General features: G+C 55.6%; 11 protein-coding genes. 1 reads left to right on the top strand and 10 read right to left on the bottom strand.

The genetic code is table 11. The annotated features are described in order from the left end of the window. Positions 1-3: 3 nt before the first annotated feature. From JNB88_RS14360 to JNB88_RS14335, 6 genes are all read right to left on the bottom strand, one after another. On the bottom strand, positions 4-507 hold the full coding sequence (locus JNB88_RS14360; RefSeq protein ID WP_220356033.1) for a DUF3833 family protein: 504 nt from the start codon (positions 505-507) through the stop codon (positions 4-6). A 66-nt stretch (positions 508-573) separates the two neighbouring features. Next, positions 574-963, bottom strand: coding sequence for a hypothetical protein (locus JNB88_RS14355; RefSeq protein ID WP_220356032.1), 390 nt, complete (start codon positions 961-963; stop codon positions 574-576). Between the two features lie 239 nt (positions 964-1202). Further along, a complete protein-coding gene (locus tag JNB88_RS14350; protein ID WP_220356031.1) occupies positions 1203-2765 on the bottom strand; it encodes a response regulator in 1563 nt (520 codons plus the stop codon). A gap of 5 nt (positions 2766-2770) precedes the next feature. Beyond that, positions 2771-3337 carry a chemotaxis protein CheB gene (locus tag JNB88_RS14345; RefSeq protein ID WP_220356030.1) on the bottom strand — a complete coding sequence of 189 codons (567 nt, stop codon included), beginning with the start codon at positions 3335-3337 and terminating at the stop codon, positions 2771-2773. Then, positions 3334-4161 carry a CheR family methyltransferase gene (locus JNB88_RS14340; protein WP_220356029.1) on the bottom strand — a complete coding sequence of 276 codons (828 nt, stop codon included), beginning with the start codon at positions 4159-4161 and terminating at the stop codon, positions 3334-3336. Before JNB88_RS14340 ends, JNB88_RS14345 begins: the two co-directional genes overlap by 4 nt. Positions 4162-4169: 8 nt before the next feature. Further along, on the bottom strand, positions 4170-7604 hold the full coding sequence (locus tag JNB88_RS14335; RefSeq protein ID WP_220356027.1) for a response regulator: 3435 nt from the start codon (positions 7602-7604) through the stop codon (positions 4170-4172). Between the two features lie 433 nt (positions 7605-8037). On the opposite strand from JNB88_RS14335, the gene JNB88_RS14330 reads away from it, so the two are divergent. After that, a complete protein-coding gene (locus tag JNB88_RS14330) occupies positions 8038-10674 on the top strand; it encodes an autotransporter family protein (RefSeq protein WP_220356026.1) in 2637 nt (878 codons plus the stop codon). Between the two features lie 28 nt (positions 10675-10702). Here JNB88_RS14330 and JNB88_RS14325 read toward each other — a convergent pair whose 3' ends face one another. The 4 genes from JNB88_RS14325 to JNB88_RS14310 form a co-directional block, all read right to left on the bottom strand. Then, a complete protein-coding gene (locus JNB88_RS14325) occupies positions 10703-11008 on the bottom strand; it encodes a helix-turn-helix domain-containing protein (RefSeq protein ID WP_220356025.1) in 306 nt (101 codons plus the stop codon). Between the two features lie 858 nt (positions 11009-11866). Next, on the bottom strand, positions 11867-12256 hold the full coding sequence (locus tag JNB88_RS14320; RefSeq protein WP_220356024.1) for a DoxX family protein: 390 nt from the start codon (positions 12254-12256) through the stop codon (positions 11867-11869). Positions 12257-12535: 279 nt separating this feature from the next. Beyond that, positions 12536-13075 (bottom strand): DUF1269 domain-containing protein, encoded by a 540-nt coding sequence (locus JNB88_RS14315; RefSeq protein ID WP_220356023.1) that lies wholly within the window; start codon positions 13073-13075, stop codon positions 12536-12538. Between the two features lie 130 nt (positions 13076-13205). Beyond that, positions 13206-13385: a hypothetical protein gene (locus JNB88_RS14310; protein WP_220356022.1), complete on the bottom strand. Its 180-nt coding sequence runs from the start codon at positions 13383-13385 to the stop codon at positions 13206-13208. Positions 13386-13669 lie beyond the last annotated feature (284 nt).

The following is a 13669-nucleotide window of genomic DNA, read 5'->3' as shown; positions in this document are numbered from 1 at the left end:
CAGTCACTGTCTCCTGAATTCGACACGCGTCCAGGCAACCGGCCATCCGAATTTCGTCACATAGGCGGTATTGAGGACACGACCGTCGTTGTTCAATGTCATGGTGTCGTGAAAGCGAACTTTGTTCTTGCGGTTTTTTGAGTCGAGGAAGACCAGATAGCTGAAGCGCGCGACATTATCTTTAATCCGCACCTGCGTCTCTCCAATCACGTCCTCGCGCGTACCCCTGTATCTGCCGGGTCCATCCTTTATGAACCGCCACGTCTTGCGATCTCGACTGCCGTCATCGAACCTGAAATCTTCCCTGAGCGTCAGGGTGCGGCCGTCCCATTTTCCGACCAACTGGACTTCGAATGTCCTTTTAACCCCGGTGATGCTTCGAAAGCTTCCCTCGGCACTCGACCTGCCTGTAAAGAAATTTTCAAGCGAAAAGGACCTGGCGACCGCTGGTGCAAGTAGTGCAAGGGTCATGGCGAGGACCGTAAGAAAAACGCTGAAGATGCGCATGCATTTCCTCCGTCAAATCGATTGCGCGGCATAAGCTCCAATTCGCGGCCTCCTTTGGCTTCCACATCAAAGCTCGGGACCTATTCGCGCGATACCCGTCTTTCCGTCGTCCCGGATCCACTTCAATCTCTTTTGGTCGACCCGATAGAGTTCGAAACACATCGAGCGACCGTCGTACCAAGTGCGAAACCGCTGGCAGAGGCGGTCAGACTGTATCCACCAAGTGCCGGTGTCTTTTGGTTTGACAAAACGCCCGAGACCTAGGGCTTCGCCGTCCCCGTCGACGCTGCCAGTCGTTCGATAATTAAGTGGGAATTCCCCGCCGAGCGGAGCTGCAAGGAAGATGCGCCTGCCGACGACCTCCTCTTTGATCTCGTTTGCTCTGTATCGCTCCGCGGCAGCCTCTGAAGCTGTAACCGTGCACACAACTGCGATCGCTATTGCGGTCCGGAACATGGCTCGTTCGCTCGCTCTCATTATCTGCGTAGATTACGAGAAGCTCGCGCGGTTGGATCATTCCGGACGGCCTTTGTAGGACTCATAGAGTTATCTACGTTGCAACTGATGCAACGTCGCGGGAGTGGTTGCCAGGGGTACGGTACGGCGCAAGATGAAGAGCTAGGTGCGAAGCAAAGCAGGATTGCAGCCGCTCGATCAGATTATTTGCCCGCGGTACTCCGTCACGACGGTGTTGTTTAGCTTTCATTGGCCCTTTGCTGAACGACGTCGGAAATAACCCTGCTGAGGTCGTCAAGGTCGACGGGCTTGGTGAGATGCTCGTTAAACCCCGCGGCAGCGGCGAGCTCCTTATCCTTGCTCTGTCCCCACCCCGTCTGCGCAATGATTGGTACGTCCTGAAATTCCTCGTCCGCGCGAAACGCTCGGCACACCTCGTATCCATCCACGAACGGCAGGCCGATGTCGAGAAGCACGACATCTGGACGGAACAACCGGGCTTCCGCCAACGCTTCTCTTCCGTCGTGAACGAGGTGATACTCGTGTCCGACCTCTTCGAGCATCCAACCGACAACTTGGGCGACGTCGACGTTATCGTCGACAACCAGAACCTTGAGGGCTGTTCCCGGCTGAGGTTCGTTCGATGCCCTTGAGATATTGTTCGCAGCTTCCGTAGCGACGAGCATCGGAAGCCGGATGACAAATGAAGTGCCGGCGCCCGTTGAAGGTGTTGAGGTCTCGATGCGCCCGCCATGCAGGGCTACGAGTTGGCTGACGAGGGCCAGGCCAATGCCCAGGCCACCTTGGGACCGGTTGAGGTGATCATCCACCTGCGTGAAGAGTTGGAACACCTTTGATCGCATGCCTTCGGGAATGCCGATCCCATTATCTGATACCGCAATGACAACATCCCCTCCCTCAGCGTGGGCTGATACTTCGATACGCCCTCCGTCGGGCGTATACTTCGTGGCATTGTTCAAGAGGTTGCCAACGACTTGTGAAAGCCGCGCTGGATCGCCCTCGACCAAGAGAAGTTCGCTTGGAAGATCGATACTGAGCGTATGCTTCGCCGCATCGATTGCCGGCCGGCTGCCTTCGATCGCGGCGGTGACAACGTCCTGCACCTTGAGGCGTTCCTTTCTGAGCTCGATCTTACCCTGGCTTACTCGGGAAACATCGAGCAGATCGTCGATCAACCGCACGAGATGCGAAAGCTGGCGATCCATCGTCGCACGGATCTTTTCTGCCTCGGCCGTGTCGGGATTTCGCTTCAGAATGTCGAGGCCGTGGCGGAGCGGGGTGAGGGGGTTGCGCAGTTCGTGCGCAAGCGTTGCAAGAAAAATATCCTTCCTTTGATCGGATTCTTTCAGCGCCTTTGCCTGCGCCTCCAGTTCATCCCGTTGCATTGCGAGTTGCTGGCGTTGCCTGTAGAGATCAAAGAACACATCCGCCTTGCTACGTAGGATGTCTGCTTCGATCGGCTTGTGGATAAAATCGACAGCACCTGCTTCATATCCCTGAAAGCGCCAGCTGCGATCCGGACTTCCAGCTGTCACGAAAATGATCGGAACACGACGCGAGCGTTCGTTGCCTCGCATCAGTTCCGCAAGCTCAAAGCCGTTCATGCCAGGCATCTGCACGTCAATGAGGGCAAGAGCGACGTCATGCTTCAGAAGGAGTTCGAGGGCCTCATCCCCCGACCGGGCTTTCAAAAGCCTCAGTCCATCGCGGCGCAGGAGCGCTTCAAGCGATATGAGGTTCTCTTCGAGGTCGTCAACCAGTAGAAAGGACACGGGGTCCATGGGCACTACACCTTCTTCAAGTATTCTGCGATTTCAGCCAGCGACATGACTTTGACGTCCGGGCAGGCTGCGATTGCCGCTTCGGGCATGGCTGAGGCAAAGGCCTCACGTGGGTTTTGGACGAGCCCGGTACCACCGGCCTCGACAACGGCGCGCAATCCCGCCGCTCCATCGTAGTTTGCTCCGGTCAACACAATCGCTATCAGCTTGGAGCCGTAAACGTCGGCGGCCGTTTCAAACAAGATATCGATCGACGGGCGCGAAAACATGATCGGTTCCTCGGTCGACAGCGACAGGGAGTTCGTATCTTCGACGAGCAGGTGATAACCGGGAGGGGCAAAGAATGCCGTCCCAGCCTTGATAGGTTCCTTGTCTTCGGCTTCCTGAACGTCTATCGCGCACTTAGCGCGAAAAAGCTCCGAAAGAATGCTCCTCTTGTCGGGTGGCACGTGCACTACAACGAATATCGGCAGGGGAAAGTCGGCCGGAAGGGCGGGCAAAATCAGCGATAGTGCCTCCAGGGCACCAGCTGACGCACCGATTACGATGGCTTCGTGGCGCCGGCCGCTCATTGGTCCGTCCTCTGGTAGATCTTCTCCTCGCGAACAAACTCCTTGAAAGATCTTGAATGCGAGGAGAAACGGATGCTTTCCTTTGATCCAAGGCCTAAAAAACCGTTTCTGGGCAGCGAGTCTTTGAACAAGCCAATTGCGCGGTCTTGCAATTGACGGTCGAAGTAGATCATCACGTTGCGGCACGAGACGAGGTTCATCTCTCCGAACACGGCATCAGTGACCAGGCTGTGGTCGGAGAAGACGACATTCCGGCGAAGAGTTCTGTCGAAAGTCGCGTGAGAATATGCGGCAGTGTAGTAGTCGGACAGCGATTGTTTTCCGCCCGATTTCCGGTGATTTTCCGTAAAAAGCTGGATGCGGTTCAGATCGTAAATCCCCGCCTCGGCTATGTTCAGGGCATCCTGGTTGATATCGGTAGCGTAAAAGATCGTGCGGTCTTCGAGGCCCTCCTCGCGGAAGAGGATGGCCATCGAATAAAGTTCCTCGCCGCTACTGCACCCGGCGATCCAGACCTTCAAGGAGGGATAGGTTCGAAGGTGTGGGATGACGCTTTCCCGAATGGCCATGAAATAGCTCGGGTCCCTGAACATCTCGCTGACCTGGACGGTCAAGTATCCCAGGAGACGCGGGAGAATCGAAGGATCATGAAGGACATGCTCCTGAAGCGCAGAATATGTTGAAAATCCAAGCTGTTCACGCGCCTGCTTCAAGCGTCGCTTGATTGAGCTCATCGAGTAATTGCGAAAGTCGTAGTGATAGCGCATGAACAGCGCTTCCAACAGCAGCCGAATCTCGATGTCCTCGATTTTGAGACTAGCCATGCCTTCGCTCACCGTGGCATCCATACGCGTACGAGGGATAGGAGCTTCTCCACGTCGAGTGGCTTGGCCATATAATCATTGGCGCCGGCCTCGATACAGCGCTGCTGATCGTCCGGCATAGCCTTTGCAGTCAGTGTTATGATCGGAAGCTTTTTCCAGGCAGGGTTCTTCCGAATCTCGCGGGTCGCGGTCAGGCCGTCCATGACGGGCATCATAACATCCATGAGGACGAGATCTATTTCATTCTCCGGATTGCTGGCAGATTTTGACAGCGCATCGATCGCTTCCTGGCCGTTCCTCGCAATCTGGATTATAGCGCCTCTCGGTTCAAGAATGTTGGTCAGCGCGTAGACATTTCTCACGTCATCCTCGACGACAAGAATTCGTCGTCCCTCCAGAAGCGCGTCGCGATTTCGGGCCTTTCTGATCATTTTCTGCTGCTCGTCAGGCAGATCCGACACGACCTGGTGCAGGAAGAGGGTCACCTCGTCGAGGAGCCGCTCGGGAGATTTAGCGCCTTTGATAATGATCGATTTCGAATAACGCCGGAGCTTCTGCTCGTCGTCGGCCGACAACACCTTTCCTGTGTAAACGATGACTGGCGGGAATGAGTGGTCGCCATCCTTGCTGATTGTCTCGAGAAGCGAGTAACCTGATGCGTCCGGTAGTGTGAGATCGAGTACGATGCAGTCGAACGTTTGCTCCCGCAAAAGTTTGAGGCACTCAGCAGCTGTGCCGGCGCTCACTGTCTCGACATCGTGGGAGGTCAAAAGCTTGGAAACCGCCTCCCGTTGGATCTCGTTGTCTTCGACGATCAGGACGCGGTGCATTCGTTGTGATAGCTTCGATTCCAGCTTCTGAAGCACGTCGACAAGTTGCTCCCGTTTAACAGGCTTAAGCATGTACCCGACTGCACCGAGAGAAAACGCGGTCTCAGCATAGTCGTTGGCCGAGACAATATGGATCGGGATATGCCTGGTTCTGATGTCTCGTTTCAGCCGGTCGAGTACTGAAAGGCCCGACTGATCCGGCAGGCCGACATCAAGCACAATTGCGCTTGGCATGAACTGCTTTGCCAACGAAAGGGCCTCCTGCGCAGAGCCTCCGACGAGGGCGCGGAAACCCATCTCACGAGCAAGATCACGCAAGATAGTCGCGAAGCTTTCGTCGTCCTCGATCACCAAAAGCAGGTGCCGGTCGTCTGCGGGAGCTGCGCGATCGTCCTCGACGATGCGGTGCTGGGACAGTTGCGGGAACGGGCGCTCGTCTGGCGACGTTTCGGCAGGAATAACCTGCGCGACAACGTTGGCCGCGTCTCGTGGAGCGACCTTGGCCGCATCGTATGATTGCGGGATGACGATCGTAAATGTACTGCCCTGTCCCTCAAGGCTGGCGAGGTGAATGGTACCACCAAGCAGGCGAACCAGTTCACGAGAGATGGACAGGCCGAGACCGGTCCCGCCATATTTGCGGCTGATCGTGCCGTCGGCCTGGTGGAAGGCCTCGAAGATACTCTGCTGCTGGGTCTCGGCGATGCCGATGCCTGTGTCGCGAACAGAAAAGGCGACTTGGCCGGCAGCCGCGGGCGCCAAGGCTAGGCTCACACTGCCGTTTTCGGTAAACTTGAAGGCATTCGAGAGCAGATTCTTCAGCACCTGTTCGAGCTTCTGCAGATCGGTCTCGATGACAAGAGGTGAGGCCGGCGCAATTTCGATATTGAGCGCCAATCCCTTGTTTTCCGCCACTGGATTGAACAGTTGGAAAAGGTTGCTTGTCAGCCGCTCAACCGACACGGGCTCCGGTCTTATCTCGACATGTCCCGCCTCGATCTTCGAAAGGTCCAGAATATCGTTGATGAGGTTGAGAAGGTCGTTTCCGGAAGACTGGATGGTTTGGGCATACTTGACCTGTTCCTCGGTGAGATTTTCATCAACGTTATCAGCAAGCAACTTTGCCAGAATAAGGGACGAGTTCAGCGGCGTCCTCAGCTCGTGCGACATGTTGGCGAGGAAGTCCGACTTATAACGGCTTGCCTGTTCGAGTTCACGCGCTTTGAGTTCTACAGATGCGTTCACACGCTCGAGATCGTCTTTTTGAATCTCTAGTTGCTGGGCCTGCTCTTCGAGTTGGGAGTTCGTTTGTTCCAGTTCTACCTGCTGTTGCTCAAGTCGGGCTTGAGATTCCTTTAGGGCACGGCCCTGTTCCTCAAGTTCCTCGTTAGAGACGCGCAATTCCTCGCTTTGGACCTGCAATTCTTCCGACTGGCGCTGTGTCTCTTCGAGCAGGTTCTGAAGTTCGCTGCGATAGTTCGCGGAACGAATGGCAGTTGCAATAGAGGACGACGCTTGTTCCAGGAATTTCAGTACATGCTCGGGGGCTGCACGAAGGAAGCCGAGCTCGATGACGCTATTGACCTCATCGTCGACGACGCTTGGGGAAATCAGCAAGTGCCGCGGCTTATCGCGACCCAATGCCGATCCGAAGGCGAGATAGCCATCCGGAACGTCGTTGACCGAGATCGCCCGGCGTTCGGCGGCTGCCTGACCAAGAAGGCCCTCCCTCCCGCTGAATCGCGCAGGAATCGTTGCTCCCGAGGGCACGCCATAGGTCGATACCCGCCGATACCATTCCTTGTCGCCCACGAAAATTGCCCCGGCCACCGCGCCCGCGTAAGTGGCCATGTAGTCAAGGATGCTGTTGCCGAGTTGATCGGTCCGCTGGTCGCCCATCATTGCAGTCGCCAAGCCGAGATGGCCCGTTCTGAGCCATTCGTCATAACGTCGTGCAATGGTGGCTCTGCGGACGAGGACACCAATTGCTATGGTCAGAAGAACGCCAAGGGCTGTTGCGAGAACACTGCTGATCAACGCCGTATCATAGGCGTTGTCCATCTCTGTTAGCCTCTCTGCGCGAAGATTGGACTCCTCCTGGGTCATTGCCGCGAGCTCGGATCGCAGCGCGTCCATTTCCATCTTGCCGCGGTCAGAGTTGACAAAAGCAAGGGCAGGTTCGAGGCCTTGGTTGCGTCTAGTGTCGATTGTCGTCTTCAATTCCGCAAGCTTGGCATCCACATGCTGCATTAGCATAGGCAGCCGTCGCTGCTGATTTTGGTTGTCCTTCGTGAGATCAGCAATTTCTGCAATCTGCTTCGGGACCTCGGCCAGTGCCTCCCGATATGGGTCGAGGTATTGCTCGTTTCCCGTGAGAATATAGCCTCGCTGCCCTGTTTCCGCGTCCTGAATACTCGACAGCAGCCGGCCCAGCCCGACGATCACCTCGTGTGTATGCACGATCCGCTCGTTGTTCGAGCGCAGCGAATGGAGATTGAAGTAGGCAATCGCTCCTGTGACGATAAAGAAGACGATTGTGCTTGCCAGGAGCAATGCCACGACTGGCTCAAAGCCGGTTTTGAGCCTGGTGGTAGACGCTGCTGCATGCGGCATGAATGGTCTCGCGAAAGATAAAGTGAACCGACAACACTATGGCCTTGAGGCCGATCCGCTATCGAATGAGAAGGGATGTCGCCGCGACATAATGCCCTTGAAAGAAACGTCAATGCTAGATTTAGCACATTCGAAATCTATAACCGCAAGGCTGTTGCTTAGCAGTGCAATTTTCGGTCGGGATGAAGGAATCGACAGCCTCATCACGGGATCGCCTCTGATCGTCTCCTCTTTTGAGCAGACTTGCTGTGTGGTTTTGCAATAGGGCGATGACTGCAAACGAGACGATGATGTGTGTCATCGGCGACACAATTGCGGCCCTGCGGACGCGCTACATGTTTTAACGGGTAACTTATGAACTTCACAATCGCTATGCTCTAGTTGATGATGAAGCATCTACTGAGAACCCGCTACATAAGCTGAGGAGTGCAGTATGAAGCGATGGAATGGCGGTAAAGAGTACCGTTCGCCCCGCAACATCTCATTTTCTCCTCACAAGCGACCTCTGCCTTTCATGGTTGGAACTCTTAGCCTCTTCGTCGCTGCGTCGGCATTCGCCGACTGCGATCCGGCAGTCCCCGCCTCCGGTCAAACGGTCATATGCAACGGTAATCCGGCCGGATACAGCAGTACCGCCAGTCTCGGCACTCTTACCGTCGACGTGGTCACTGGCACCAACTTCAACGGTCCCCTTACTCTTTCCAATATCGGCAGTCTCGGACTGACCAGCGCGGGGAACTTGCAGAGCGTCACGCTCGACAACAACGGCATCATCAACTTTGTGAACTCGGGCAACATCAATAACGGCGTGGCGATTTCGGGTGCTGGCACGTATTCGGTCACCAACAACACTGCCATCAACAGCGTCTTTTCATTCACCGGTAACAGCACCAACACGATCATTAACAGCGGCACCCTGAACCCCGGCATCACGGTCAACGGCGACGGCTCGACGACGATTTTGAACAATGTCGGGGCATTCATCAACAACGGCGTCTTCATCAACGGCGCAAGCCAGACGCGCATCGACAACCACGGCGTTATTCAGAGCAATACGCTGCTTGGTACCGGCAACGACACCATCGTTAATTATGATCCCGGGAATATCAACGGCACCGTCGACCAGGGCGCCGGCAACGATCTCTTTCAAATGCTCGGCGGTCGGGTAAGCGCAACCGTCAATCAGTCCGCGGGCACAGACCGCTTCGAATTGTCGGGCGGCGAAGTGACGGGCAATCTTAGTGCCGGGGCCGACAACGATTCGATGCTGTGGACGGGCGGTCTGATCGGCGGCATCGACATGGGCGACGCCAACGACGTGGCCGTGTTCCAAGGGCTGACCGACACCCAGTTGAAGACGATCCAGATCAATGGTGGCCAGGGCAACGATACATTGACCTGGCAAAATATCGACGGCAGCAACCCGAACCGCATTATCAACTGGGAACTGTTCTCGCTCGAGCAGGGCTCGAGCCTGAAGATGAACAACAACCTTGTCCTTGGCGATAGCGCGACGGGGACCGGCACACTCAGTATAGATGCAACGAGCGTGCTGGATGGCAGCGGCTTCCAGTCCAGGATTTCGCCAGCGGCCGGAGGCCTGGTGACGGTAACCAACGCCGGTGTCATCGACCTTTCGACCGGATCAAACTCGGCCTCGGATTCGTTGACAATCGTCGGCAACTATGTCGGCAACTCTGGCCAGTTGTGGCTTCAGAGCGTGCTCGGCAATGACAGTTCACAAGCCGACAAGCTGGTGATCGATTCAGGCACCACCTCCGGATCGACGGGGATTGTGGAAACGAATGTCGGCGGAGCGGGTGACGAGACCGACCGGGGAATCTTGGTGGTCGAGGCGATCAATGGCGCCACGACGGCCAACGGATCCTTCTTTCTCAGTCGTCGCGTCAGTGCAGGTGTGTACGAATACCTGCTGTACAAGGGTTCCTCTGTACCAGGCACGGCCAACAACTGGTACCTGCGAAACGAGCAGGACCAGCCTGGCGGCGGAGATGGTGGCGACAGCGGCGATGGTGGTGACGGGGGTGACGGAGGCGGTGGCGACGACGGTGACGACTTCGACGGAGACGGTGGTGATCCAGGAAGCTTTGATCCAGGCCCGACGATCCGTCCCGAAGTTCCGATCATGACGGTCGTTCCGGCGGTGACACGCGGACTGCTTAGAACAACGCTCGGCACCTTTCACGAACGCCACGGCGAACAGGATTGGATGGCAGGTGAGGACGCAGGCAGCGCCGTTTGGACGCGCATATTTGGCGAGAGCTACGATCAGGATCTGACGCGGTTGCTCGACGAAAAATACGATGGACAGGCCTTCGGCTTCGAAATCGGGGCACCATTCTACGAACATGAAGGCGAGGGCGTGCTGGATACGTTCGGTGTGTTTGCCGGCTATTCGCGCGCCTGGGGCGACGTCACGGCAGACGCACTCAACCGCAACAGCATCCACGTTGGCGATCTTTCGATCGATGCCTATAGCCTTGCCGCTTATTGGACCCGCACATGGGACAACGGGAGCTATATTGATGGCGTCCTGATGTATTCATGGCTCGACGCCGACACAAACTCGATTGGCGCGTACAATAGTAGCTTCAACGGCAACGCCGTCACGGCCTCGCTGGAAGCGGGAACGACATTCAAAGCCACGGAACACTGGAGTATCGAGCCGCAAGGTCAGATCATCTGGCAGTACCAGAACTTTGATGAAGCACACGATCCCGGCGGCTCGATCAACTACGACAACAATGACGCTTTCACGGGTCGAGTAGGTGTGCGCCTTCAGAGCAATTACGACTATGAAGGCAAGCCTGTTTCGCCCTTCTTGCTAACCAATGTCTGGCACGAGTTTGAGACGACTGATGTCGTGACCTTCAACACATTTCCAGTCGATGCCACGCGCAAGGCCACTATGCTTGAATTAGGTGGAGGGGTAACCGCCGATCTCACAGAAAATGTTCGAGTCTATGCCAACGCCTCATACTATCTCAATCTTGGAGGCGAAGACTTCAACGCAGTTTCGGGACGCGTTGGGCTGCGCATCACCTGGTAGCGGTCGCCATCGCGCTACTCTGCTTCGTCTAAGGTGTGGTCACCGCATCAAAAAGAGCAGGTCGGGGTTCGTCCGGGCCGCCCTGATGGACCTTGACGTATTTTCCAATGATCTCCAGAGGACTGACTTCCAGCGCGTTGCAAATCTGCACGAAAGCGCCGATCGAGATGCGGTTTGCGCCCCATTCGTACTTTTGTATCTGTTGGAACGTTACCCCAAGAGCCTCGCCTAGCTGGTTTTGCGAAATGCCTCGCGACAACCTGATGTCGCGGATACGCTTTCCAATTTCATTGTCGATTCCGAATTGTTTCGTGTGCGCTCGTCCCTTGTTCATGCTCCCGACTCCACACTATTGCTCCAAACTTGATCGTTACGCTCGAGCGATCGCGATCGAACTCAAGACCAGTCTAGTGAAACCAGAACGGCGCATTTTAAACAGAACTGGATCCTATAGCCCACCTGGTGCTACAACCGGCTGGCGAATTCTACATCTATAGCAGAAGTCGAATGTAGTGTGAAAGACGCTGTTGCTGGCATGAGCAGGGCCGAAAACAGTGTGAAGTTCCTGCTGTCCCATAGCTTGCCCTTGTCCATCCCCTCGCTAGGGAGCAAATTATGTGAGGCGACGGTTGAATATTCAGGAAGGCCGACGCCGCCATCAAGGCTCGCGGTACATGGGTGCTCTTCTTGCCGCCTACAGCACCGATCTCCATCCGATCGAGATGGACCCGTAAAGCTCAAGGCTCACCTCAGGGCGCGCCATCCGCACCATCGACGGTGTATGACAGGTCATCGCCGAATTTTGCTCCTTCTACGTCCCGATTGTCATTGCTTAAATCCTTCCTGACGTACTAGCAATTACTCGTTACGAGGTTCGATTGCATCAGACGGATCTGATCCGGTCTCGCTTCGTCTCAAAGATATCAATCATCATTGAGAATCCGGGTGCAAAAAGCGATGGCGAGGCTCGGGATGGAATCTCGCGTCGACCGTGTCGTAGGGAATAGGCTCTAAATTTCGGTGATCGTCGCGAAAATCGTATGAGAAGCTCCGGGAGTTGACCTACCGAAATGTGAAAAGCAGGAGTTTCGCGAACCCCTCTGAGACACTGCTCGATCCGGGCAGGTTCATGGCTCGCCCAGCTCCATTCCCTCAATTTTGAGCGCCTTACCATGATGCATATATCCAATTCCTAATCTTTTCCCAGGGTTGCATCCACGCTCAGTGGGCCAGCACCAGCCGTGACAAAGTATAGAAATACAAAGCAATATACGGCAGCTGCGTACCCACCGTTTTCTGTGGGGAAGAAGCTTTGAGGGAGGTGGGCAATGAAGTAGGCCGCGGCCATTTCGCCGCTCAGAATGAAAGCCGCGATTCTCGTCTGATAGCCGATGAGAAAAAGAAATCCAGCAACAAGCTCAATCAATCCCGCTGACCAAATCAGCGAGCCGGTTGGCGGTGTGAACGGGCCAGGATGGAAATGCAGTACTTTTGCGACTCCAAACGAAAAGACAACAAGTCCCAGTGCTATGCGAAGAGCCGCAAGTGCATAAGGTCGAAACGATGTGAGTTTCTGCGCCATAGGCAATTTCCTGAGCACTTGATCCGAAATTCCCAGACAAAGATAGCGGGGTTAGGCCGCATATGACAACTACAACGCGAGGCGAATATCGCAGTTATCGAGGCATGCCGCAACGAAGCGTCGACCATACCGATCGCAACAATACTGTCCCGGTTGGCCCGCGACATTGCCAGTCACCGCGCCTGCAGCAACGCTTAGGCCAGCAAGATCGTGAGGACCTAGCCGGGTCGTTAGAGGAGCGATCTCCTATACATGCGACAGCACGCGTTTATCCGACAATCAGGAGGGAGCTGCCGATCCGGCTTCCGTTGCCACAGGTGAGAGCGCTGAGCGGAGTCTCGCTTCCTGATCAGGAGAGAGTGAAGTTCTCAGAATACGTGCACGCTTGTTTTTGAATTCTTCGAGGACCTTCTCTGGCTGCACTTTGCGTACAAGCAAGAAAAGAGCTGAACTGCCGGCCGGGATAGTCTCAGCCAGGCTCTTGATAAGGTCGTCGTCGATGCCGTAGTCTGTGAGCGATCCGGCGATAGCACCAGAACCAGCTCCGAACGCTCCGCCAACAACCATTCCCGCCAGAGGATTCAAAAACAAGAGACCTACGAGAGTTCCCCACAACGCTCCGGACAACCCACCTCTTGTCGCTCCCATCCCTGCAAGGTTGACGCTTTGCTTCAAGCGAACTTTTCCGCCGCTGTCTCGAATAACAACGACGGCGTCCTCGAGGTCTATCAGGTACTCCTTTTCGAGCGTCAACAAGCGGTTAAGTATCGCGTCTGCTTCGTCAGGTTCATCGAAACCAAGCACTATGAGCTCAGACATAGTTCCCTCCTTGATCTACTCCATATCGAAATAGAGCCAGTCTCGACCACGTCCAGAGGTGTGGACTACCTTTCGTTGCACTTTTTTTAAACCTGCCATGAGAATTCCTGGGCATCGGCGTCGATTTCGGCTACGTCGATGGCGCCAGGTGCCTCTGGTTATCGTTATCGTCACGAATGAAGATATCAGTCCAGGGCATAGGCAGCCCGATCGCCCCGTTCCATTCGGTCACGGTGAACGGGAAAATCAGATAGAGCGGCAACGCCGCCATCACCGTCAGACGAGCGACCCTTGGCGCTTTGTCCAGCACTAGATGCGGCATTCCATTTTGAGTTCTTTCGTAACGCTGCTCGGCGTGCACCGCCCTACAGTCTCAGATTTAGGGTCCCATCAGAAGCGGCCCGCGAACTCATCGCTGCGCCATCACCAGGTGGCAGCGCTCCCAATATTCTTCCACTTTCTGCGTCGCTTGCCTTGCCGTTTCGGCATAGCCAGTGCTTGGGGAGGGTGGATTGCCTTTGCAGGCTCGGGGCCAGGAGCAGGCCCAATGCCATTTGTCCTTCGTCGGTCCCTTCGTCTCTTTCTTGATTCTAC

It is taken from the genome of Rhizobium cauense (genome assembly GCF_019511525.1).
Lineage (GTDB): Bacteria > Pseudomonadota > Alphaproteobacteria > Rhizobiales > Rhizobiaceae > Rhizobium > Rhizobium cauense.
This window is presented reverse-complemented; position numbering and strand designations above follow the sequence as displayed.